This is a genomic window from Pseudoflavonifractor sp. An187, from assembly GCF_002160275.1.
GTDB lineage: Bacteria > Bacillota > Clostridia > Oscillospirales > Oscillospiraceae > Enterenecus > Enterenecus faecium.
Genome location: NZ_NFKG01000007.1, coordinates 63,916 through 87,015, shown reverse-complemented (window position 1 = coordinate 87,015; position 23,100 = coordinate 63,916). Strand labels below are relative to the sequence as shown.

Below are 23,100 nucleotides of genomic sequence, written 5' to 3'. Positions count from 1 at the left end.
CACCAAAAGCCAAATCACAATAGAAGCTGAAATAAAATGAATACCTCTCTTTTGCTTGATAGCACAATCTATTCTTAAATCCTCTAAATTCATAACACGTTTTTCCTCCACAAATTCCAATTTGTAATTAACTTGTATATCTTTTATTCATATTCAAAATTATCAATGATGTTACTATTGTTACAATTAAACTTACACAACAACTTAATAAACTAAAATTAAATACAAATATTGCAGATAAACCATTTATCAAACAATGTGTTAATATACAAGGAAATACACCCTTTGATATCTTTCTAATTGTTGCCAAAGCATAACTTAAAGTTAAACACATAATTCCAAATAGAAAATAATTCATATTTATATTAGCAGTTCCTTTTATAAAGAATATTGGAAAATGCCATAGCCACCAAGTAATACCTGTTAAGATAGTTGCCAAATTGAATCCGAACTTCTTTTCCAATTCGGGTTGCAATATCATTCTCCATCCTACTTCTTCATTTCCTCCACCTACTAACACCATTGGTGCAATTACTAGAATCATAAATATAGGAGCACCAATTTCAAATCCATTTATTAAACATCCTAGTAGATAATAAATCAACACAAATAAAACTACAAGAAGATAAGTACCAACATTGTGTTTTATATCAAATATCTTTTTTAACCATTCTTTAAAACTTTTAACTTTGCCATTTCTTTTTAATGAAATATAAGAGGCAATTGTTGGTGAAAATCCACCTATAATGTGCATAATTCTTAAAAATATATTGTTTACTGTTATATCAAATGACTGGCTAATTAAAGCACATCCACCCCAAAAAATTATCATTATAACAAAAGTTATTATTAAAAATTCTTTTACCAATTTTTTATTCATAAATTACTCCAATCTATTCTATAAATTCCAATTTGTCGTTGACTTCATTATACTTCATCGTTTCAGAAAAGTATAGCGGCCTATTGTAAAACTTGCTGAACGGGAACAGCTTGTAGCGCAAGGTGTTCTCGGGCAGCAAGTCCACAAAGGGGTAGCTGGCGGCAGCCAGCGCAGGGGAAGTGTAGCTTCCCCTGTGATGATTGGAACAGATTGAAAATCTGCGGAAATCATCTGCTCCCTGCAAGGGGCTTCCGGCAGGACGCAACGCACCGGCTCGACCGGTGTATAGTTGCGCCCTCTTTCAGAGGGGCAGTCCACGGGCTGCGGCTCTGGAAGCGATTATGACCGTTCCCGGTCTGGCTCTTTTCTCTTGGGGTGTGGCTTTTCTGTCCTCGTCTGTTCCTTGGCTTCGGCAAGCCTGCGCCGGATGGAATTGTCCCGCTTCTGGATAAACCGCTGCTTCATATCAGCGATAAAGCGGCGACACTCCGGCTCCGGGATGGCGTCCAGCTTTCGGATGGTACTCTCCACAATCTCTCTTGTCTGCCGGTCACGGATAACCGGCACGATTTCTTTCAGCCCCGCAAGGGTTTCTTCCTTCGTACCGGCGGCGTACTGATAGACCATAGCCAGCTCGTCCTTTGAAAAATTCATCTTCATTCTGCGCCCTCCTTCTCTGTGCTGTTTCCGGCAAACACTTTTTCCATAAGCTGACGGGTGCTGTCTTTGTGGAACAGCAGCTTCAAGAACAAACTGACCTGTTCATCCGTGATGGCTTCCGGGTGGGGAAGGTAGCTTTCCAGCATGGCGGCTCTGGTACAAAGCCGGTGCGTCCGTTCCTTCCGTGTGAGCGTCTTTATCTGGTGTTCCAATATCTTTTCTTCATGCTGCGCCCTCCGCAGCTTCTTTTCCGTTTTCTCTATCTCCTGATTGAGTTTTTCCAGCTTTTCATTCATAAGCGGCTGTCCTCCTTCTTGGGAATGAGTACATATATCTTGTTGGGTTCCCCGAAGCCCTGACGCACTCGCAGTATCAGTCCGGCGTCCTCCAATTCATTCAGGGAACGCTTCACGGTCATAGTGCTGCGGGCAAGTGCCGCCGCCAGTTCCACAATGGGGAAATGGATAAATAAAATCCCGTTAGCGTCCTCTATGCCGGATACGAAAACAATATCCAACATCCGGGCGTACATGACCTTGGCGGTGCTGCTGATCGGGAGCCGCAGCATGGCTCTCGGCAGCGGCATACAGGGCGGCAGGGTGGTGTCTGCGGTCATAAATTCAACTTCCATTCAATCGGTGTCCTCCTTTACTTTTCGTTTTGAGCGTTTGGAAAGATAATGGGGGCAGTCCACAATGACTGCCCGGAAACTCTGCTTGCAAGTGCGCTGGCATTTCCGGCAAAGGTCGTTGTACGTTACCCGCCCCCGTTCATTGAGGAAGAAGGACAGTTCCAGTTTCCTCTTTTTCGGCATTCTCGGCATAGTGCCTCCTTAAACAAAAATCCGCCCATTTCAGCCGTAACAGCCGCAATAGACGGATAGCAGATTTTAGTGTCGTGTTTCGGGGCGATTTTCGGGGAAAAAGCGGCCATAGAACCGCCCGGAAATCCCCCGAAGTATTACGGATAGGGCAGACTACGCCCTATCGGATTGTTGTGTTTCAGTATCAATTCGGTGTTCATTTTCGCCGGTTCTCCCTGATGTCGTTCCTGCCCCTGGCTCTCACAACGGCGTTTTGCTCCCTTTGGTACGCTCGTTGCGGTCAGGGTTCCTCCATTTCCCTTCCGCAAGTCGTTGCGCTACATCGCCGGGGAGCATATCCCATACAGGCCGGTCATTCGATTGGAATAATCCATCGATGAACTACCTGTATCATAGACCATTTTTGTTCCCTGTGCCGTATATCCACAAAGTAGGATTTCGGGGCGAAAAACGGAAATTTCCACGATTATGGAAAGTATGGTATAATCCAGTTAGCGGCAGGAAAACAGCCGTCGGAAAGGAGTGAGCGCCCTATGCTGAGGGTAACTACCATACAGGAACGCCTTTGGGAGTTACGCAAAGATAAAGGCTTAAATCTGGAAGAACTGGCGCAGCAAACCGGCATTTCAAAATCAGCCCTTGCCAGCTATGAAGCCAACGACAATAAGGAAATCAACCACGGCAACCTTATCACGCTGGCCGACTTTTATGAGGTATCTCTTGATTATCTGTTCTGCCGGACAGAAAACCGGGAGCAGATAAACACGCCCCTGATGGAACTGCACCTGAATGATGAAATGGTGGCGCTTCTAAAGAGTGGCCGTATCAACAACCGGCTCCTGTGTGAGATTGCTACCAACGATAAATTTGAGCAGCTTATGACCGACACGGAGATTTACATAGACGGCCATGCAACCTCCACCTTCCGCACCCTTTATGAGTCTTTGGAAGAACAGCGGCAGACCATCATCCAGAAATACAAGCAGGCGGAAAATGATTTCTATTCAAAGACCATCCTTGCCGCAGAGGTAAAGGAAGAAGATTTCTTCTGTCATGTGACGCACAAAACATGGGACGCCATTCTCCATGACATACGGAAAGCCCATGAGCATGACATTGACAGCACGCCGGATTATTCCCTTGCAAAGAAGATGGCTCTGGAAATCCGAAAGGCTATTCAATCTTCCGGGGATTATCTCGGAAAAGTGTGGGCGGTCATTTTCAATATGCTCGGCATTGACTTTTACAAGCTGCCGCCGGATGAACAGAAGATATTGAAAAGGATACTGTCAAAATCTCCGAACATCAAGAACAGTCCCTTCAACTTCCGGCGCAAGAGAAAATGAAAAACTGCCGTTGTGGGAATGAGTGTTCCTGCAACGGCAGCTTTGTGTAATGAATTGAATTTTTACTTCAGTATTTCAATCTGGATTCATCATTTTACGATTGTTTTTTACATCTAAAAAATATAAAATCTGGTCGGTGAAGTGTTCCACCAAACTGGGCTGGATACTGCTTTCTCATTTCATCGGATACATGAGATTCCTCGCATTCTTCAATCAAAAATCCAGCATTTACTATAGTATTAACAATACTGGAAAATGTTCGATGATAAACTTCATAGTCCTCGACAACCCATTTGACTGTCCTTTTTCCCTCAACCATATAGTTGCTGATATTCGCATAAAGTCTTTCGCCCGATTCTGTCCGGGTATATCTATCATATTGACCATCCCATGCGGTTGCCATTGGATGAGACATACTAAATACAAAATGGGCACCATATTTTAATAGACCATATATATTTTTCATTAGTTTGTCTAAATCTTCGGCATAATCAAATGCTAAGGAACTTGTAATCAAATCGAACTGCTCATCAATTTGACATATATCTTCCAATGCCATTTGTCGGTAAGTAATATTTTTTGCATGGAAATGTTCCTTTGCATACTCAAGCATTTTCTCAGAAATATCAATACCCAATACAGATTCAGCCCCCATATCAGAATACTGCTTTGCGTGTTGTCCCATGCCACAACCTATGTCCAGTACCCTTTTTCCATCTACTTCTGGAATCATCGCAAGTAGAATCGGGGTTTCTATGCAATCATTGAAATTAATCTTGTTGTTGCGAAGATTCTTGAAATTTTCAAAAAAGCTATCATTATCATAAATATTTTGTTTTGCCATGTATTCTTCTCCCCTTGGTGCATTTTTGTAAATACTCCACGTTCAAATTTATCACTCTGCTTTATCAACAGAATGGTCTTCCTTCTCCAATTCTATTACATCCAAAATGCCACAATTCAGGGCTTCGCAAATACGAACCAGCGTTTCCATGCTGATATTTTTGCCCTTACCCATGTTGGCAATCATATTTGTGGTAAGACCGGCGGCAATCCGCAAGTCCTCTTTCCTCATATTGCGCTCAACCAGCGTGTGCCAGAGGGGTTTATAGCTTATGTGCATTTATCCTCCTGCCTTTCTCCCGGTTCCGGGGTTCCTGTTCCCATTATATCAAAGTTCTTGCTATTCCACAAATATTTCTTGACACAATCGCCGGTTCCGTCTGGATTGTGCTTTTCCTTTCTTCTCTTGATTACATCTACTTAGCCATAAGCTGTTTCATACCCTGGCTTTTAGCCCCAGGATTGTCGTTTCCATATCCTTCCAGAAGATTGATGACGCCCCACGCGCCCAAACCGGCGCCCAGCGCGACAACCAAAATCTGCAGGGTATCAATAGCAGAAGTGAAAAAACTCATATTAGGGTAATTACCTCCTTATCAAATGAAAAATAATGTTGTGGCCGTTTTTGGCCTGAAACGAAAAAAGCCGCCCGCTGCTTGAAGAAAGAACAAACAGCGGGCGGCGAACGCAGGCGTATATCCTGCGGACTGTGAGTAAATTCAGGAGAATCACGGCTCCTTACCAATAGGCACCTCCTTAAAATGGGCATAAAAAAACAAGGCCCGCCGAAAAGAATGGGAAACTTGCAGATCGGCGGGCCTATTCGGTATCGTCTGCGGATTCTTCCGCCAGCTCGGACGGGCTGATCTCATAGTTGAGGAACAGGTCGTCCGGCCTCACCCGCAAGCGGGTAGACAGGTATTTCTCTATATCGAAAGTGTTCTTCGGGTTGAAATCCGAAAGGTACTTATAATTGGGGTGTTTTGTAATATCGTACTTTCTGGACAGGAAGGGCCGGACGCCGCGTACCTGCAGCAGACACTTCCCGCCGTCCATCACAGCCAGCTCGTCCATGGACATCAGATCTTTGCCCAGCTTTTGGAAATTCTGCCCGTGGGACTCCTGCGTACCCTTTGTGACGCTGGTGTTATACATATCAATCGTTTCTTTCCCCAGCAGGGCGCTCCAGCTTTTCAGGGTAGTTTCCTCCTTTCCGCCCAGGAACAAACTGGAATCACAGTTGCCGATGATGGTGTCCATGTTATCCTTATACAGTGCTTTCAACTGGCTCTGCGCCTGCAGCACCAAGCAGGCTGAAATCTCTCTTGACCGGATCGTTGCCATGAGTTTTTCGAGGTTTGGGATCTGCCCAATGTTCGCTGCCTCGTCGATCAAACAGCGCACATGCACCGGCAGCCGGCCTCCGTATTTATCATCCGCCCTTTCACAAAGCAAGTTAAAAAGCTGGGTATAAGCCATGCTGACAAGGAAGTTGAATGTGGCATCCGTATCGGAAATGATAAAAAACAGGGCTGTTTTCCGGTCCCCGACCAAATCCAGCTCCAGTTCGTCATACATGGTGATCTCCCGGACTTCCGCAATATCAAAAGGCGCAAGCCTGGCACCGCAGGAGATAAGAATAGATTTTGCGGTTTTTCCTGCCGCCAGTTTATACTTCTTGTATTGCCTGAGGGCGAAGTGGTCCGGGTCTTTCTGCTCCAAAGCGTCAAAGAGAAGGTCAACCGCATTTTTGAACGATTCATCATCCTCCCGGACCTCCATGGCATTTATCATTTCTACCAGAGTGGAGAAGTTCTGCTCATTCTTGGGAGCCTCATAATAGATGTAGCCGATCAAAGCCGTGTAAAGTAACGTCTCGGCCTTCACCCAAAAATCATCCCCGGATTTTCCTTCCCCTTTCGTATTGGCAATCAGAACTGTCACCAATTTTAATATATCCTTCTCCGAATGTAGATACGCAAAAGGGTTATAGTGCATACTTTTCTTAAAGTTAATGGTATTGAATACCTTGATCTGATAAGGCTCATAAACGATCTTGCCTTTCTTATTGCGTAAGGGCTTGCCGTCCTTGCCCAGCTTGGGAGCGCCGCGGGACAGCAGCTTTCCGCACTCCACCAGGACAGTGCCCTTCGGGTCTGTCACTACATAGGAGGAATGGAGCTGCATCAAGTTCGGTTTGATGAAGAAGCGGGTTTTCTGATCGTGATTACCGGATAGCTTTTTATCTATCCCTCCGGGGCTTTCGCCCATTTCCATCGGCATGGCGTCCATGCCCGGCATAGCATACCTTTTCGCCCAGCAAAGACCGGCAGGCGGCGCGGACTCGTGGAGCCGTTATATTCTGCCGAAACAGGGTCAGGCTCTATGCGTTGCGTGTGACTTCCTTTTTACAGGCAAGCCTTCCACTCTGATTAGGGCGCGACACCCTCCCAGGTTTCTTCCGCACTGATACCCTCGACCTGCAGCCGGTATTGATCGAGGCGGCGAAAGCAACGCCCATTCGCGCATTTCAAGCATTGCCTGTCAGTCCACCACTGCCGCTTCCTCCAACGACAAGGACATTTTTATTCCGGGCATAAGCCGGATTTTTGGGCCTGCCGGACATCATCAGCCCCTCCGTCTGGGTCAGAATGATGTTATTTTCCGGCTTGGGGTCCATAAAGGGAGCAATATCCGCTTTCGTGCCCCAGCGGGCGCTCCCGTATTCCACATCCTTCCTGTACTTTTTGGCATTTTTACCTTTCACATAGACCACCAGGCGAACCAGCGCAGCGCCGATCAGCCCAACCAGCCAGTCAACCGCTGCGCCGGGCATAGAAATCTGAAAGGCCAGAGTAAAACCATCCGCCAGCCCCAGCAGCTTTGTGGAAGCGTCAACACCGGGAGCCAGCCGCACCGCTTCGCCAACCTTGGCAAAGAACCAAAGGAATATAAGATAAGGAAGGTTCGGAAGCACATACTTTTTCAGAATATCCGTCATCTTCATCGCTCCGGCCCTCCATGCTCCTTGTTCTTTACAGGATCGCGGGCCATCTTCCTTGCCATCTCTTTGAATTTCGATAGCTGGGAGAAAAGGGACGGCCTGTTTTCACGTTTTACCGTCTTTTGCGTATATTTCTTGAAGGCGGCTTCGATAGCATCAGCTTGATTGGCCTTAAAGTACACGGTCCATTTTGGAGGGGAAACACTGGCATCCTTTTCCACATGGTAATGTACTCTATATTTCTTCGCATACCGCTCAAAAGAGCGAATCCGTTCCTCAACCTCGATCTTATGGGCGTCCGGCGTCTGTGCCGTAAGGCGGCGCATACTGTTCCGGCCCACTTTTGGAGTGTTGCGCTCTTTTTCGATCTTTCGCAAGGTGGCGGCAATAGCAGCCTTCATCACACGGCCAGTCAGCTTTGTGGCCTGGACAGTTACGGATATGGATTTCCGTTCAAGTTCTTCCTGCAATCACATCCTCCTTTCGCATGATATATAATAGGTAGAAATCACCGGGCCTCCGTTTGGAGGGTTTGCTGCCGGGACGCCTTTTCAAAGTCTTTGGCCGCCTGCGCCACCTGCACACGGGCATGGTCGAGAAACATTTTTAACATGGAACGGGGAGAATCCCGTTCCACCAGCTCACCGGTCATGCCGCTGCACTCGTCAGGCAGGTAATCCTCAATGCCTTTTAAGGCTTCCTCGTTACTGCCGATAAATCCCCAGCAGCTATCCTCCAGCTCGCCGTCTTTATACAGTTCAAAACCGTAAGCCTCACCACGGAGGTAGGAATCGTAACATTCCACTTCACCGCGCATACAATCCTCGGCTTTCTTCCGGGTAGCGGCAGTAAAGGATTTGCCGCCAAACTCCCGGAGGGCATCTTCTTTGGAGGCATAGATCCATCCAACCTGCCCGCTGTCCCAGGGGCAGGAGAAGCCCGTGGTATTCATCGTAATGCCGCTGTGGTCGTAAAGATACAGCGGCAGCATAAGATACTTCTGTGAGATCACCTTCATTAGCCGTTCATCCACTTCACGCTCATAGTCGGGAGAACCAAAAGGCGCCTTGATTTTGTAATTCATCAAATCCAGCGCCCGCTCATAGCGGTGGGCGCCACGTTCATCATCACCCACGGTTTTCAGATACAGATCCCGGAGAAAATCATCTTTATCTATGTAATTATGATGGTCGCCCAAGCTATACTGCCGGTGAAAGCAGACCATTTTCCCGAAATTGTCATCCTCACGGGGATTGAACGGGGAATCGTCCTGTTGGACCACCAGCAAATACGGGCCGCGTGTCGCTGTCAGCATCTTTGACCTCCTTCCTAAAGCTCCGGCCCGGATTTGTGAGGCGGCTTTTGCGTCATATCTTTATTTTCTGCCACAGGAACCGGCTGCTTGACCGCAAGAATTTTGCCGCCGAGCTGCACAAAGGACTCCGGCGCCAGAAATTGCTCCTTATATTTTTCCATCAGTTCAGGGGAAAGATCTGAAAAACTTTCTTCACCAAGCCCGGTGATAAGAAAATTACCGGCAATGATGTCATAAACCTCACCGGCGTCATCCCGCAGCGCACGATTCAAAGGCAACCCCATAAATTTTCCATCCTCATTACAGATCAGTGCCACAGGGTCCTCATAAGGGTACACTGCCTGAATATAGCCATCTACCGCAGCCTGCAAAGACCTCAATCCCGGCTCGATGTCTGCCTCATGGGGAATTTTCCCCGGTTCAACCATTAAAACCTTCATCTATGAATATCCTCCTTTTTCTTATCAGCAATTTTAGAAGCAGCAGTTTTTTCGTGGCTTTTCACTGTTGAGAGCTTTTCCAGTACCGAAGCCTTTTCCTGATGGGCTACCGGTGCGGGTTCAGCTTCCGAACGATAACCAGGCAATAGCTGATTGTTCACCCGGAACAATTCGTCATATTCTTTTGGGATTTGAGGCGATATTTCCGTGAACAAATGAGCATAAGCCTTAATACGGCCACGCAAGTATTTCTCCGCACTTTCCTGGTCTTTGAAAACTCTTGTCTGCCCGGCAATACCAACCGAACCGTGACGTTTAGGGCTGTTGGTATAAACACCCCAGCGGACAGACCAGCAAGGCTTATATCCCTGGCTTTTCCATAAGTCCCAATGGGAATCGTCCTTTATGCGGCAGGTCATCTTGTAAACCATATTGCTGATGGTTTTTTCTCCATCTTCACCCTGTACCCACTCATTTGATGTGTGCTGGACTGCCGGAATCCGCTGATACTGAATCGCCCGGTCAATGCGCTGGGTAAAAGCCGCTTGTTTTTCCCATTGGTGAACAGCGGACAAAATAATTTCATAAGCCTTCTGCTCACTGGCGGCGCTTTCTTCACGCAACGCTTGTAGATCTTCTGCGGAACGGGAAATCAAGTCAGATAAATCAGCCTTTTCACTGGAAACACTATGCTCAATTTTAATCTGCGCTCCAGGTATAAGTGATGTACCGAAGTCTAATACATCGTAATCATCGTACTTTTCCACAAAACCACCTCCTACAGCTCCGGCTCATGGGATTTGGAGGGCTTTGGACCCGCAGCTTCTTTGCTCTGCCCTTTAGCAGCGGTAAGCTGTCCCAAGAGAGAAGGCTTCTCCCCGCCAAAGAGGGAAAGCTGTTCTACATCCGTGATAACCGGCATGGAATCCATGCGAGAAGGCGTAGGTGCGACCACTGGCCGAGTTTCCTCCAATGTCTGCGGGTGATCGGAATGGGTGAGGAAATGCTCCCGCTTTAGGTCCGCAAAAACTTCATCAAAAACAGCATTGATGGCCTTGCGTTCCTCGCCCTCCGGGAAGGCTTTCAAAATTTCTATTTCTCCATCCTTGCCGGTAGCAAAAGTAGCGGCGCTGTCGGCGTGGCCCGCCAGGTAATCCGAAATTTCAGATGTCAGCTTATCTTTGATATAGCAGGCGAAAGCTCTGGCGGTCATCTCCGTATTGCTTTCCCAATAGCCGCCGTCCTTTTCGCACTCTTTGCCCATACGGATAGAGTTTTTATAGAAATCCGTTTCTACACGGCCAATCTGCGGAGGTTCCTGCGTCTGCATACCAGACAGCATACGCTCGAAAATCTCCAGCCGGTCACGCTCTCTCTTAGGGATCACCCGCCCGGTAACAGATTTCTTGAAATCGTTTAACTGTTCCACAGAGCCGGGGACACCCAAAAGAAATTCTTCCCGAAGGACCGCATAAGCCTCCATGTGCATCTCGTCATTTGCCACCCGTTTAAGCGGGGTGAGTACCGCCGAATCCAGCCAGCTTGCCGCATTTTTCCGGGTACGCTCCACCTGCGCCTCTGTCCGGGCCGCGGCCTGCTCCGGTGTTTCCGGCTTATATTTCATGGTTTCAATCAGCTTTTTGAATGGCTCATACAGGTGAGAATGTTCAGAAAGAAATCCCTTTGCTCCCATTTTCACGCCCAGGTAATCATCAAGACCATGCCACCACTCATGGGCCAGTGAACCGGCTCCGTGCATTTTAGTAAGATTGATGACCTTCCGCAGCGGTTCATAGTGGGCGGCGGCATTTCCGCTGCCGCGGGCACCAAAGGCAATCGAGAGCGTTCCCTGGTAGGAAATATCCTTTTCACTGATCTGCAGGACAGCCGCCAGGTCTTTAAGAGCGTCAAACCCCATATTCAGGGAAGCGCGCCGGTCATTCTGCGTCATCCAGTTTCCAAACTCGCCGCCCCGGAAAGCAAAGGCGTCAAGATAATCCTGTCCGATCACATCACGCTTTCCGCGGTAATCCGGGCCAGTACGCCGGACGCGGGAAAGCTGCTGCGGTACAAATCGCTGTTTTCCGCTGCCTCCTCGCTGCCGGGCAAAATCCTGAACCCATTTCAAGGCTTCATCACGGGTGGCAAAATTCGTTTTCAGGATCGTATAGCCCTTCGTGACATAATAGGTATCGGGAAGCCAGTCATTATTTTTCGAGTAGGTCCTTTTGCCGTCATTGAACCGAATATCGTACCCGCGGGGAATCTTTTGCTCGGCAGGAACGCCAAACTGCTTTTTTACAGCCTCCCGAACGATTTTCCGGTCAAAGTCCTGCGTCCCACGGAAATATAGGGCATTTACCAGCTTATCGGTGATTACCGGGTTATCCCGCCCCTTTGGGGTGGCCCGGATATACCCGCCGCCGATCCCGTGAGAAATACGCTCACAGTAACCGCCGCCGATGATAAGAGCCTCAAACACGCCCATAGCTTCCTGGACCGTCTGAACCTTTTCAACGGCTTCCTGCACCTGACGGACGGTTGCAATGTACTCTTTCTGCCGCGCCAGGCGCTTCTCCGGTGTATCATCAGAACGCAGATAACGCGGGGAGGCGTTCAGGCTGTCACGCACAACTTTCCGAAAGTACAGAATATCCACCGGGACGCCGGATTGAATTAGGGCGTTATAATCCGGCTTTTTCCAGACATTATCTTTTTTTACATACTTATCGGCCTCGCGCTCGTTCATCCCCAACAGATCATCCACATACAGGCCGCGGGCTGCCCAAAGGTCCTTTTTGGCGCCGCCGATCTTTTCACCGAAATCTTCATGTACGATTTCTTTCGCCATCTAACTCCACCTCCTTTATCAGCGAGAGTATATATTTTTTTGCTTCCGGCACATTAGAAAAAGCGCATGGCCTTCCAGACAGATAGGCCAGCGCTCGGTTCCATTCAGATATGGGATATAAATGGTTATCCATTTCAAGCATGATCCCGAAAGCGGGGAGCGTACACCAAAGCCGCAGATCCGAAATGAACACATCCAGCCGGTCAGCAAGGGTGTCAAGCAATCCCATTGCCATGACACCTACCGTTCCGCTTTGCTTACAGCAGGCACAGCTTTTTTCGCTGGCGGCTGCACCTTCTCGCCATTTTCCTGCATAGCCCTTAAAACGGAGGGTCTGCGTTCAGCGGATTCCTGCAAGCGGGTTACACTATCAATGGCTTTTTCGATGCTCTTTTGAGCGGCGGTCATGCAGGCACGATCCGCTTTATAGGGAGCCGCAATCACCTTAGAAAGCCTGCCGGGGCTTTTGACCTCGACCACCGGTTCTTTGCCCACCAGGGCGCGGCCCATGTTTTTCAAATGCCTGCCCGCCTGATGGTATTCAGCGGAAAGGGTCTGGATCTTGGAAACAGCGTTATCGTCAATACGAATACTGTTATCAATCGCTTTCCTGATCCCTTCCAGCATGGGTTTGACATGGAAAAACCGGGAAAGGCCATCCAGGGCAGAAGTGCCGCGCTCTTTGAAAGCCGAAAGAGCTTTTTGGCAGCCTTCGATAATGTGATCTTTCAGCTCCGCCAGCTTTTGGCGCATATTGGAGATATTATTCTCCAGCGATTTACAGCTCTTTTGAAGCACAGCTTTCAGAGAGCGGTTCTGCACCTGTTGAAGCTCCTGGCGCATAGTTTTCAATTCTTCTACGGCCTCGGCCAACCGGCTTTCCAGTTCCCCAACATGGGCAACCATTTCAGCAAAATCCTTGCCGCTGGGGGAAGGGTTCTCTTTCAGGACGGCCAGCAATTCCTTCACATACTCATTTTCCACAAGAAGCTGTTTGTTCCTTCGCTTCACTCGTCTGGCGTCCTCCTTTCTCCGGGCAGCTTTCCCCGGCAATCTTACTTACGATTTCCGGCCCGGATTCATAAATCTGCATCAGCCTCCGGGCCATGCTGCAGGGACGGGCCGCACCCGTTGTCCAAAGGCGCACCGTGGAAGGGGTGACATTCATCAGCAGAGCGAAGGCTTTTTCATTGGTTTCCAGCTTTTTCATCAAAGCCTTAACCATGGACGGGCTGTACTCCGGGCAGCGGGCAGCCCCGGCGATTACCTGAATCGCGGATTTGTCGTTATTCATTGGGTTTTCCTCCTAAATTGAAACAGCCGCCTGTTTCTGGCGGCTGGCGTATTTTTCTTCGCGGATCGCTTGAAGCGTGCGCTGTAATTTCTCATTGTAGTCTTTCCCGCTGCGGGGAGGATTGACAGACACCCGGATTTTTGAAAACCTCTGGTCTGATTTCAACAGTGCCTTGATTTTCCGGGCGTTGACCCGGCCCGCAAGGTCATTGTCCAAGTAGAGGGCAACACGGGTAATCTCCGGGTGGCGTTCCAGGAAAGCGACCAGGGCCACAGGGGAGGTCCCACCCAGGGAAAGCCGGTAGCCATTCCATTGCCAGCCCTCCAGCTTTTGGAGCGTAGCATAGGAGAGGGCGTCAATCGGGGCCTCGAAAACCGCCAGATGGCGGCTGCCCGGCTGATCCGGCGGGTAGCAGAAGCTAAACCGCTTATCACTGCCGCTGATGTCCTTTTTCAAGTCACCTGCAATTCCGCGGACGCAGGCAAACCGGCCCGTACCGGTATCATCCCGGCCAACAAAAACGCAAACCGCCTCGTTGTTATAACGGGACTCATAGAAAAGTCCCAACTGCATACACCGTCTGATGATGTCCGAATGGACTCCCCGGCGTTGGAGATAAGAAACAGCAAAGGTGGCACAGCGTTTCCCCTTGGGGAGGCGGAAGGGCTTTTTCTCCACCGGTTTCCGCTGTTCCCGGCTGCCGGAAGCTGTATAATGAGAAACAGCAGGGGTTCCGCTGCCTATCAGCCGTTCCACAGCCTCCACAAAGCTGTACCCGCGGATTTCCATGAGGTAATCCACGGCATTGATCTTTCGTCCACGGCTGTTCCAGTACCAGTAATTTTTACTCGCCACATAAACCAGGCTGTCATGCTCATTATGACGATAATTGGCGCCTTCCTGTTTCAGCACGCCGCTTTCGTGAGAAAGTAGATAAGCCAGCAGATCAACTTCCCGTGCCTGGTCGATCTGTTCCTGGCTTAACTTCGGCATAATTTCAGCGTTTCATGGATTTTCATGGCGCTCGGCCTCCTTTCTGTAATTTTTTCATGTAAGTACGCAGGCAGCTCCCGTCCGTACTCCAGCACACAAAACCATGTGAAGGAAAAGGGCAGCCTGCACAATCCGGTTTCATCGTGCAATACATTTTTTCGGTTTGAGGACGCTTTTCCTCCCGCCTGGAAGCATATACCGGGCGTCCGTTTCTTTTGCCCATAAAAGCATCCCCCTTTAGCCGTAAAGATCGTGATTGACTTCGGCCCGGTAATAGCTGTCCATGGTAGCCGGGGCGTTATAGAGAGCCGCCAGCAGATAGGACTTGATATTCCGAACCTTGGTCGTGTTATTATCCAGGCAGTCGAACACATACTCCACATGAGAGAAGTTCACTTTCAGGAAGCGGCTTTTTACCACCTCGCGGGGGTAGTCATCCCCGGCAATGCGGATATATGGCCGCTGCGAGAGGACCGTCTGCAGCATCAGCTCAACCAGCTCGTCCACACGCTCATACCCATACCGCTGGACAAGAGCCTCAAATTCAATATTTTCTTTGATAATCTCCCGGTAGGTATCTATCCTATCAATCCTATCCCTATCCATCTCCGCGTTACCATCAGGCGTTCCTCCAGAGGCCGGATAGATTGATTGATGGATATTTGATATATCCGTAATTGATTTTTCAGTAATTGATTCTTGTATATTTAATTGGGCGGGTTTTTCCTGTTCAGGTTTTCCCAAAACAGGATTTACCTGTCTTGGATTTACCTGTCTTGGATTTACCTGTCTTGGATTTTCCCGTTTAGGTGGCAGAATAGCGTCCTGCTCATCAGGAAGCACAGGTTTCTCATGGATGACATACTCAATATCGCCCAGTCTGCCATGCGCGTCACGGAGCCGCTGCCGGGTAAGATACCCTTGCTTTTCCAGCTCCTTGATCGCACTGCTGATAGAATCCACCCCATCTTTACAGATATGGGCCAGCCCCTTAGTCGTATAGTCCCAATTATCAGGCAAGGACAACATCAACGACAGCAGCCCCTTTGCCTTCAAAGACAGCGACACATTCCGAAGATGGTGATTGGACATGACCGTAAAATCTTTTGTCTTTTCAACTCTGAACACTGCCATTTGACATCCTCCTTCCTGGCAAGTCTTTATACTGAGCAGCAACTACAAATCTCTGTCTTTATGGTCGTAATTCAAATAGCCATTGTGTACCTTGGCATGGTTCTTTAGCTTGATAAAGCCGCGTTCCTGATTCTCCAACGCTTTCTGATACCCTTCATCCGTGAGAAACAGGCGCATCTTATCGCCTTTATAGCCGACAGGGGATTCAAAAGAAAGCACATCAAAGACAACCATGTGGCGTACCTGCGGGTCAAACCGCTCCAGGGCCATAATGTCATGGCCTTTCAGTTTTTCAGCCCCGGATTGCTGCCGGGCCAATGCAATCCGCTCGCCCATAGTGCGAGGGTAAGGCAGGTGATAATTCTTCTGGATGTCCTTCACCAGATCCATGCACTGTTCATCCGACAGAACCCGCAGCTTTGCCATGAGGCCCCGCACCATATCACGTTGCTCCGGGTTACGGGTAAAACGGGCTGTCATATACAGTTCATCCAGCACTTTGGCCTGGCAGTCGCCGTCAACCTGAAACAACTGCCTTTTTTCTTCTTCGTTAAGTTCCATGTGAATTTCCTCCTTCTGAAAATGGGCGCAAAAAAAGGGCGCCCATCAGATTAGATGAAACGCCCTGACAAACAGCGGTCCGGTAAAACACCGCACCGCTGCTGTAATATTCAATTTTGTCTTTTAGGTAACACCTCCCATCATTCGACAGATTTTTCGTTGACTATCAAGGTTGGAAAAGGAATTGAATAGGCAACGACAAACGCTGAAACCCTTGAAAACACTGGGTTTTTCCGTTTGTCTTTATTATACCGTAAGGGCACACTTTCGCCACCCATGCTCTGGCCAGCGGTGTGGATGCCAAGACCCTCTCCGGTATTCTGGGACACACCAACGCCAGCTTTACCCTCGATACCTATACCCATGTGACGCCGGACATGCAGAGAGCCGCCAGCGATGTGGTGGGCGGCTTCCTGAAAAATCTGTTGGGAGAGGAGTTGAAACCGTGGCAAGGAAACGGAAAAGCGGAACCGGCACCATAAGACAAAGAAAGGATGGCCGCTGGGAAGGCCGGGCCGTGGTGGGCTACGATGACAAGGGCCTGCCCAAAACGAAGAATGTACTGGCCAAGACCAAGCGGGAGTGCCAGGAAAAGCTGACCAAGCTGATGGAAAAAGTGGGCGGTTCCAAGTCCGAGAAGATTCGCCCTGATATGCCCTTCGGGGAGTGGATGGACTTTTGGTATCAGAACTACACCAAGCCCGGCCTTCGCCCCACCACCCAATCAAATTATGAGAGCAACATCTACCAGCATATCATCCCGCAGCTGGGCAAGATCCCGCTGTGCCAGCTGACCCAAAAGGATCTTCAGCAGTTCTACGCTCATCTCAAAAAGGAGGGGCGGCTGGTTCGGACAGAACAATATGGAAAGGGTCTCTCCGACCGCATGGTGCGGATGTGTCACGCCAAATGCCGGGCGGCGCTGGAGCAGGCAGTGCGGGAAAATCTGATCCGCACCAACCCGGCGGTGGGCTGCAAGCTGCCACCCAAGCGGGGCCGGGAGATGCAGGTGCTGTCGTCCCAGGAGCTTCAGCGCTTCCTCATGCAGGCTCAGGCGGAGGGATACTTCGAGCTGTTCCTGCTGGATCTGTCCACCGGCCTGCGGCGGGGAGAACTGCTGGCCCTGCAATGGTCCGACCTGGATCTGGATACCGGAATGCTGTCCGTGACCAAGCAGGTCTATGAGGTGAACGGAAAGCTGCAGCTGAGCGTCCCCAAGACCAAAGCGTCCATCCGCAAGCTGGTGCTGCCGCCTGCTGTGGTAGAGGTGTTCCGGGCGTATCAAAAGACGGCAAGCTCCCGCTGGCTGTTTCCATCACCGAAGAACCCAGATCTGCCGCTGGCGCCGGGCTCGGTGCTCCGGCGGCTCCAGATCATTTTGGAGCGGGCCGGGTGCAAGAAGATTCGCTTCCACGACCTGCGCCACACCTTCGCCACCATGGCCCTGGAAAACGGCATGGACATCAAGACCCTCTCCGCCATGCTGGGCCATGTATCGGCGGCGACCACGCTGGACATTTATACCCACATCACCGGCGATATGCTCAGTGAAGCCGCCGCCAAGATCGACCGTGGCCTGGGCAACGAGGTGGCGGAGGAATCTCCGGAGGCAGCGCAGAATCCCCTCACCAGCTTCCAGCCGGTGACCCGGCGCACCCGAAAGCCCGGAACCGGGTGTATCTCTGAACTCAACGACCATCTCTTTGAGGGGCGCTACTCGCCCACCTGGCCGGACGGCACCAAGCACTCCAAATGTGTCTACGCCCACACCCGGGAGGAGTGCGAGGAAAAGCTGAAGGTGCTCATCCAGCAGATGAACGCAGAGCGGAAGGCCATCCAGGACCGGATGTGTGGAATCATCCCGCCGGACAAACTTACAAAGAAGCAGCGCCAGATCTGGGAGTATATGCGGCTCCACCCGGACGAAACCAATTACAGCGTCATCGCCAAGGGAGCGAAAGTGACCCGGCATACGGTGGCCAAACACTTTGAGATGATCCAGAAGATGCTGGGCATCCAGGGAACCGCTTCCCATCCATTGCTCGATTGCCAGACAGTGCCTCTTATGGTATGATGACCCTATCAAGCGAGGAGGTGCCGTCATGCCCCTGCATATCGTGCGAAATGATATTACCACCATGAAGGTGGATGCCATTGTCAACGCCGCCAAGGAGAGCCTGCTGGACGGCGGGGGTGTGGACGGCGCCATCCACCGTGCCGCCGGGGCGGAGCTGCTGGCAGAGTGCCGCACCCTGGGCGGCTGCAAAACGGGACAGGCCAAGATTACAAAGGGCTACCGGCTGCCGGCAAAGTATGTAATCCACACCGTTGGCCCCGTATGGCGGGGTGGCAGCCACGGGGAGCGGGAACTGCTGGTCTCTGCCTATCGCTCTTCTCTGGAAGTGGCCCTGGCCCATCAGTGTGAAACCGTGGCGTTCCCGCTGATCTCCTCCGGGGTGTACGGCTACCCCAAGGATCAGGCCCTGAAGGTGGCTGTGGATACCATCGGGGATTTTCTGCTGGCCCACGACATGACGGTGTATCTGGTGATCTTCGACCGGGCCGCCTACACCATCGGCGGAAAACTATTTGCCGATATTGCCGCCTACATCGACGACCGCTATGTGGATGCCCATACCGACAGCCGTGAGATTCAGTGCCGCCGGATGGCTATGGCCTCCATGCCCATGGAGGAATCGGAGTGTATGCCTGCCCCCTGTGCCACGGCGCCCTCCGGTCTGGATGTAGCCCTCAGCAAACTGGACGAAAGTTTCTCTCAAATGCTGCTGCGGAAAATCGACGAGCGGGGTATGACCGACGCCCAGTGCTATAAAAAGGCCAACATCGACCGCAAACTGTTCTCCAAGATCCGCTCGGATGTCCACTATAAGCCCTCCAAGCCCACCGCCATGGCCTTCGCCATTGCCCTGGAACTGCCGCTGGAGGAGGCCCAGGAGATGCTGGGAAAGGCGGGCTTTGCTTTCTCTCATGCCAGCAAGTTCGATATTATCGTGGAGTATTTCATCGCCCACCGGAACTACAACATCTTCGAAATCAACGAGGCCCTGTTCGCCTTTGATCAGAGCTTGTTGGGAGGTTGAACACATGCAGGATAACTATGTTGGAGATATCGGCGATTATGGAAAGTACGGCCTTTTGCGGAATGTGACCGCCGCTGGGCTTCGCTTGGCGGTCAACTGGTACCGAGTGGTTCCAACTCGCCCGGGCAAGCAGGAGGACGGGAAATACATTTCCTACCTGGATAAGCCGGAAGTTTACCGACAGTATGACCCAGAACTGTTTGACTGTTTGGCTGGTATGGTACATCAACAAAAACGCAATATCGAAGAAATTGAGAACAGCGGATTGTTTGCCGCTTATTTTTTCTCGGATGCCTTGACCCTGGCAAACCGAGCAAAGTGGCATCAGGAAGCGCTGCGCAGTACAGCGGGGGCAGATGTTGTTTTCCTCGACCCTGACAATGGCTTGGAGAGTGCGAGGATGCATCAGCATAGATCAGCCAAAGAAAAGCACACTACCTGGCAGGAGATCAAGGACTACTATGACCGTGGGCAAAGCGTGATCCTATATCAGCACCGTCTCCAGATGACAAAAAAGGAAGTGTGTATCCAAGGTGTGCTTGACTTTCAGGACGCCTTTCTGCACGCTGATCATACCTTGCTGTTGGAATATCCTCGCTATACGAATCGCTATTATTTCATGTTTGCGCACCAAGACCATCTGCCTGCATTGGAGCGCGTGCATCGTATGGTTGCACAGACCTGGAAAGGATTGTGCAATGCGATTGATATTTGTCGCCCGTAAAGCGACCACGGAATACTTGAATCCCCCTATACTGTGCTTGTAAACCAAACAACACAGCATAGGGGGATTTTTTATGAGGCACAATTTGACAGAGCTGGTTTTCATCCTGGACCGCAGCGGTTCCATGGAGGGGCTGGAGGGTGACACCATCGGCGGCTTCAACGCCATGATTGAAAAGCAGAAGAAGGAGCCGGGCGAGGCCTTCGTCTCCACCGTCCTCTTTGACGATGAGACCGAGGTACTCCATGACCGGATGAAGTTGGGCGAGGTTCGCCCTATCACCGAAAAAGAGTACTATGTCCGGGGCTGTACCGCCCTGCTGGACGCCATCGGCGGAGCCATCCACCACATTGGGAACATCCATAAGTACGCCCGGAGCGAGGATGTGCCGGAGCATACCCTGTTCGTTATCACCACCGACGGCATGGAGAATGCCAGCCGCCGCTATTCGGCGCAAAAGGTGAAGGAGATGATCCAGCGGCAGAAAGAAAAATACGGCTGGGAGTTTCTCTTCCTGGGGGCCAACATCGACGCAGTAGAGACGGCGAGCCATCTGGGCATTGCCCCCGACCGGGCGGTGAACTACCACTGCGACAGTGAGGGTACCCGCCTCAACTACGAGGTGGTGGGCCAGGCCGTGGCAGCCGTCCGGTGCAATGCACCCCTGGATGAGCATTGGAAGGATGCCATCGAGGAGGACTTTCAAAAGCGGCAGAAGAAGGGACGGCGGTAATTTGCCGTCAAAACGGATGAGGGACGGAGGCTACGCATCCGTCCCTCATCGATGCTTGGAATATGGGGAGCGGTTGCAACCAGAAATTAAAAAACTTTAGAATTTCCTCTTGACTCTGACGCTCCGTCAACTGGTACTATATTTCCAAGGAGGGATATCTATGGAGTATTCCGTTCAGGAACTGTCGCGCCTGTCCGGGGTGACCACCCGCACCTTGCGCTGGTACGACCAGATCGGGCTGCTGAAGCCCAGCCGGGTAGCGGAGAGCGGCTACCGCTATTACGGTAGGGCAGAGGTAGACCGACTGCAGGACATTCTCTATTACCGGGCCCTCGGGGTGGAGCTGGCCCGGATCAAGGAATGTCTGGACGACCCCTCCTTCGATCGCCTGGCTGCCCTGCGAAGCCATCTTGCCACTTTGGAGGCGGAGCGGGAGCGGCTGGAACAGCTCATCCGGTCGGTGAAAGACACCATCGGAGCGGAAGAAAGGAACGAGATCATGAGCGACGAGCAGAAATTTGAGGCGTTCAAGCAGCGGGCGGTAGCCCAGAATGAGGAAACTTACGGGGCGGAGATCCGTGCCAAGTATGGCGACCAAGAGGTGGATGAGGCCAACGCCACAGTGATGAACCTGACCCGGGAACAGTACCAGGAATGGACGGACCTGGGCCGGGAGATTCAGGAGCGGCTGGAGGCCGCTGTTCAGGCCCGGCTGTCCCCGGAGAGCCAGGAGGGCAAGGAAATCTGTGCTCTCCACCGCCGGTGGCTCACCATCACCGGAAACCGGTACGACCCGGTCAGACACCGGGGGATTGCGGAGCTCTATGTGATGGATGAGCGATTTACCGCCTACTATGACAAACAGGTACCCGGCTGCGCCCGCTTCCTGCGGAACGCCGTGGTCCATTGGGTAAAGTAAAACACGCTCAGAGGCCTCCGGCTATTCGCCGGGGGCCTCTGACTCTCTTATACCTTTTTCCGCGTCAGGAAAACGCCGACCAGTGCCGCAATCAGGGCGAAGGGGGCCAGACGGACAAAGCCCCATTCAAAGGTGTGGATGGCCACCCCCATGACGGCGGTCTCCGGGGTGCTGTAATCCCAGCCCAGGTAGGGACTGCTGACCACCAGCAAGACCGCAAACAATGCCACAATGATTCCACATACTATAATCAGCGACCAGTGCAGCGCAGCTCTTCTGTGTGCCTTTCTCCGGGCAAACTGCAAATTGATGATCTCCAGCCTTTCCGAGATGGCTTTGACGGTATCTGCCTCCGACTCCACCACATTCTCTCCAAGCAGCGTGCTCACGGGTGTCTCCAGGGCCTCCGACAGGGCAATGAGCAGATCGGAGTCCGGGACGGACAATCCCTGCTCCCATTTTGAGATGGTCTGCCGCACTACATTCACCTTGACCGCCAGTTCCTGTTGGGAAAGACCCTTGGATTTCCGGATGGCTTTGATGTTTTCATTGAGCATGTGGGCTCACTCCTTTCGGCCCCATTGTAGGGAAAACGGCCCGTTGCCGCAAGCAACGCAGAGTAACACGGCTTATTTCAGTAGTTCCCGCCGCAAATCGTCCAGATACAGCTTCTGCTGACGCTTTAGATAGCTGGGGACAAAGGGGCGCATCCACCAGTGCTTGGCGTTGACCGTCTCGGTGCAATGGAGCCGGGTGCCGCCCTCTGCCACCTCAAAGATCCCCTCCCAGGAGCCGGACATATTACCGTTTTCCATGGTGAAGGCCCATCGGCACAGGGGCTGGCAGGCCGTGACGGTAAAGTCTGTGGCGTAACCGCTTTTGGTGTGTTCAACGAAATGGGTTTCGTCCAAGATTTCCACCTGGGCCAAATCGCTGCGCCAGGCGGTATTTGTGAGGTCGGTTATCGTCTGCCACACCCTCTCCACTGGGAAGGGAAAATACTCTGTCACCCTGGAAGTTGCCATACCAATGCTCCCTTCAAAACCACAATGCCTGCTCTCCCCGGAACACCGGGGTGTCCCCTTGGGCGTAGGGGTCATAGCGGTTCTCGTTGCAGCCGAATTCCTGGAGAAAGCAGATCTGTCCCGCCTCGTTCCAGCGGATGAGGGAAAGGCCGTCAAAGCTCTGGATGGTGCCGTCCGTCATGGCGCAACGGAAAGCCCACTCCACCACGGTCTGGTCTCCCTTGTGGAAATACTCTCGGACATCCCAGTGTTCCACGGTGCCCCGGGTGTTCCACTCGTCAAACCACAGTTTAATTTTTCCGCTGCCGTGGTACTCCGGACCCCAGCTCTCGATGTAGACGGCGTCGGGGGCAAAGAGCTCCTCAATGCCTGTGTCCTGCTTGTCCAGCCACATGGAAAACCAGCGCCGAACCAGCGATTCCCTCTGTTTCTGCATATCCATAGCTGCATCCAA

Annotated in this window: 28 protein-coding genes and 3 pseudogenes; 7 read left to right on the top strand and 24 right to left on the bottom strand. The window is 51.2% G+C overall.

Going from position 1 to position 23,100, the window contains the following annotated elements; genetic code table 11:
* Positions 1-127: 127 nt before the first annotated feature.
* The 5 genes from B5F22_RS05300 to B5F22_RS12540 form a co-directional block, all read right to left on the bottom strand.
* Positions 128-880: a CPBP family intramembrane glutamic endopeptidase gene (locus B5F22_RS05300; protein WP_087391588.1), complete on the bottom strand. Its 753-nt coding sequence runs from the start codon at positions 878-880 to the stop codon at positions 128-130.
* Positions 881-1,219: 339 nt separating this feature from the next.
* Positions 1,220-1,540, bottom strand: coding sequence for a transposon-transfer assisting family protein (locus B5F22_RS05295; RefSeq protein WP_087391586.1), 321 nt, complete (start codon positions 1,538-1,540; stop codon positions 1,220-1,222).
* Positions 1,537-1,836, bottom strand: a complete 300-nt coding sequence (locus B5F22_RS05290; protein ID WP_087391584.1) for a DUF3847 domain-containing protein — start codon at positions 1,834-1,836, stop codon at positions 1,537-1,539. Before B5F22_RS05290 ends, B5F22_RS05295 begins: the two co-directional genes overlap by 4 nt.
* The gene (locus tag B5F22_RS05285) at positions 1,833-2,171 is read right to left on the bottom strand and encodes a DeoR family transcriptional regulator (protein ID WP_005933747.1); all 339 of its coding nucleotides are present in this window, start codon (positions 2,169-2,171) and stop codon (positions 1,833-1,835) included. The genes B5F22_RS05290 and B5F22_RS05285 overlap by 4 nt, the downstream gene beginning before the upstream one ends.
* Positions 2,172-2,363: a hypothetical protein gene (locus tag B5F22_RS12540; protein WP_172455309.1), complete on the bottom strand. Its 192-nt coding sequence runs from the start codon at positions 2,361-2,363 to the stop codon at positions 2,172-2,174.
* Between the two features lie 533 nt (positions 2,364-2,896).
* Here B5F22_RS12540 and B5F22_RS05275 point away from each other — a divergent pair.
* Positions 2,897-3,709: a helix-turn-helix transcriptional regulator gene (locus B5F22_RS05275; RefSeq protein ID WP_087391581.1), complete on the top strand. Its 813-nt coding sequence runs from the start codon at positions 2,897-2,899 to the stop codon at positions 3,707-3,709.
* A gap of 94 nt (positions 3,710-3,803) precedes the next feature.
* On the opposite strand, the gene B5F22_RS05270 is transcribed toward B5F22_RS05275, so the two are convergent.
* The 16 genes and pseudogenes from B5F22_RS05270 to B5F22_RS05190 all read right to left on the bottom strand — a co-directional run bounded on the left by B5F22_RS05270 (position 3,804) and on the right by B5F22_RS05190 (position 16,144).
* On the bottom strand, positions 3,804-4,553 hold the full coding sequence (locus B5F22_RS05270) for a class I SAM-dependent methyltransferase (protein WP_087241462.1): 750 nt from the start codon (positions 4,551-4,553) through the stop codon (positions 3,804-3,806).
* Positions 4,554-4,604: 51 nt separating this feature from the next.
* Entirely contained in the window at positions 4,605-4,832 is a 228-nt protein-coding gene (locus tag B5F22_RS05265; RefSeq protein WP_087241460.1) for a helix-turn-helix transcriptional regulator, read from the bottom strand.
* Between the two features lie 136 nt (positions 4,833-4,968).
* Entirely contained in the window at positions 4,969-5,127 is a 159-nt protein-coding gene (locus tag B5F22_RS05260) for a Maff2 family protein (protein WP_087391579.1), read from the bottom strand.
* Between the two features lie 244 nt (positions 5,128-5,371).
* Positions 5,372-6,769: pseudogene (locus tag B5F22_RS05255) on the bottom strand (type IV secretory system conjugative DNA transfer family protein); the annotation flags it as partial.
* 334 nt (positions 6,770-7,103) lie between these two features.
* Positions 7,104-7,559, bottom strand: a pseudogene (locus B5F22_RS05250) (type IV secretory system conjugative DNA transfer family protein); the annotation flags it as partial.
* Complete coding sequence (locus B5F22_RS05245; protein ID WP_087391575.1) at positions 7,556-8,026, bottom strand: PcfB family protein; 471 nt, start codon at positions 8,024-8,026, stop codon at positions 7,556-7,558. The gene B5F22_RS05245 and the pseudogene B5F22_RS05250, both read right to left, overlap by 4 nt.
* Before the next feature lie 38 nt (positions 8,027-8,064).
* A complete protein-coding gene (locus tag B5F22_RS05240) occupies positions 8,065-8,871 on the bottom strand; it encodes a hypothetical protein (RefSeq protein WP_087391573.1) in 807 nt (268 codons plus the stop codon).
* Positions 8,872-8,885: 14 nt separating this feature from the next.
* Positions 8,886-9,311, bottom strand: coding sequence for a DUF3846 domain-containing protein (locus B5F22_RS05235; RefSeq protein ID WP_087391571.1), 426 nt, complete (start codon positions 9,309-9,311; stop codon positions 8,886-8,888).
* Positions 9,308-10,078 (bottom strand): hypothetical protein, encoded by a 771-nt coding sequence (locus B5F22_RS05230; RefSeq protein WP_087391569.1) that lies wholly within the window; start codon positions 10,076-10,078, stop codon positions 9,308-9,310. Before B5F22_RS05230 ends, B5F22_RS05235 begins: the two co-directional genes overlap by 4 nt.
* Positions 10,079-10,089: 11 nt before the next feature.
* Entirely contained in the window at positions 10,090-12,162 is a 2,073-nt protein-coding gene (locus B5F22_RS05225) for an LPD1 domain-containing protein (protein WP_087391567.1), read from the bottom strand.
* The gene (locus tag B5F22_RS05220) at positions 12,140-12,397 is read right to left on the bottom strand and encodes a hypothetical protein (RefSeq protein ID WP_143482191.1); all 258 of its coding nucleotides are present in this window, start codon (positions 12,395-12,397) and stop codon (positions 12,140-12,142) included. The genes B5F22_RS05225 and B5F22_RS05220 overlap by 23 nt, the downstream gene beginning before the upstream one ends.
* Before the next feature lie 5 nt (positions 12,398-12,402).
* Positions 12,403-13,131 carry a DUF6674 family protein gene (locus B5F22_RS05215; RefSeq protein ID WP_242955062.1) on the bottom strand — a complete coding sequence of 243 codons (729 nt, stop codon included), beginning with the start codon at positions 13,129-13,131 and terminating at the stop codon, positions 12,403-12,405.
* A gap of 4 nt (positions 13,132-13,135) precedes the next feature.
* A complete protein-coding gene (locus B5F22_RS05210) occupies positions 13,136-13,456 on the bottom strand; it encodes an XRE family transcriptional regulator (RefSeq protein WP_087182600.1) in 321 nt (106 codons plus the stop codon).
* Between the two features lie 12 nt (positions 13,457-13,468).
* Positions 13,469-14,449: a toprim domain-containing protein gene (locus B5F22_RS05205; protein ID WP_087391560.1), complete on the bottom strand. Its 981-nt coding sequence runs from the start codon at positions 14,447-14,449 to the stop codon at positions 13,469-13,471.
* A 237-nt stretch (positions 14,450-14,686) separates the two neighbouring features.
* Positions 14,687-15,583, bottom strand: a complete 897-nt coding sequence (locus B5F22_RS05195) for a DUF6017 domain-containing protein (RefSeq protein WP_087391558.1) — start codon at positions 15,581-15,583, stop codon at positions 14,687-14,689.
* A gap of 42 nt (positions 15,584-15,625) precedes the next feature.
* The gene (locus B5F22_RS05190) at positions 15,626-16,144 is read right to left on the bottom strand and encodes a DUF5720 family protein (protein WP_087182604.1); all 519 of its coding nucleotides are present in this window, start codon (positions 16,142-16,144) and stop codon (positions 15,626-15,628) included.
* Between the two features lie 260 nt (positions 16,145-16,404).
* Here B5F22_RS05190 and B5F22_RS05185 point away from each other — a divergent pair.
* The 6 genes and pseudogenes from B5F22_RS05185 to B5F22_RS05160 form a co-directional block, all read left to right on the top strand.
* Positions 16,405-16,626 (top strand): annotated as a pseudogene (locus B5F22_RS05185) (tyrosine-type recombinase/integrase); the annotation flags it as partial.
* A complete protein-coding gene (locus B5F22_RS05180) occupies positions 16,590-18,218 on the top strand; it encodes a site-specific integrase (RefSeq protein WP_087391557.1) in 1,629 nt (542 codons plus the stop codon). The pseudogene B5F22_RS05185 and the gene B5F22_RS05180, both read left to right, overlap by 37 nt.
* A gap of 28 nt (positions 18,219-18,246) precedes the next feature.
* Positions 18,247-19,245, top strand: coding sequence for an O-acetyl-ADP-ribose deacetylase (locus tag B5F22_RS05175; protein ID WP_087391555.1), 999 nt, complete (start codon positions 18,247-18,249; stop codon positions 19,243-19,245).
* Positions 19,246-19,249: 4 nt separating this feature from the next.
* A complete protein-coding gene (locus B5F22_RS05170; protein ID WP_087391553.1) occupies positions 19,250-19,969 on the top strand; it encodes a hypothetical protein in 720 nt (239 codons plus the stop codon).
* A 73-nt stretch (positions 19,970-20,042) separates the two neighbouring features.
* The gene (locus B5F22_RS05165) at positions 20,043-20,702 is read left to right on the top strand and encodes a VWA domain-containing protein (protein WP_087391551.1); all 660 of its coding nucleotides are present in this window, start codon (positions 20,043-20,045) and stop codon (positions 20,700-20,702) included.
* Between the two features lie 160 nt (positions 20,703-20,862).
* Positions 20,863-21,621 (top strand): MerR family transcriptional regulator, encoded by a 759-nt coding sequence (locus tag B5F22_RS05160; RefSeq protein ID WP_087391549.1) that lies wholly within the window; start codon positions 20,863-20,865, stop codon positions 21,619-21,621.
* Positions 21,622-21,668: 47 nt separating this feature from the next.
* On the opposite strand, the gene B5F22_RS05155 is transcribed toward B5F22_RS05160, so the two are convergent.
* The 3 genes from B5F22_RS05155 to B5F22_RS05145 form a co-directional block, all read right to left on the bottom strand.
* The gene (locus B5F22_RS05155; RefSeq protein ID WP_087391546.1) at positions 21,669-22,178 is read right to left on the bottom strand and encodes a helix-turn-helix transcriptional regulator; all 510 of its coding nucleotides are present in this window, start codon (positions 22,176-22,178) and stop codon (positions 21,669-21,671) included.
* A 72-nt stretch (positions 22,179-22,250) separates the two neighbouring features.
* Positions 22,251-22,646, bottom strand: a complete 396-nt coding sequence (locus tag B5F22_RS05150; RefSeq protein WP_087391544.1) for an SRPBCC family protein — start codon at positions 22,644-22,646, stop codon at positions 22,251-22,253.
* A 13-nt stretch (positions 22,647-22,659) separates the two neighbouring features.
* Positions 22,660-23,088: a nuclear transport factor 2 family protein gene (locus B5F22_RS05145; protein WP_343223926.1), complete on the bottom strand. Its 429-nt coding sequence runs from the start codon at positions 23,086-23,088 to the stop codon at positions 22,660-22,662.
* Positions 23,089-23,100: the final 12 nt, after the last annotated feature.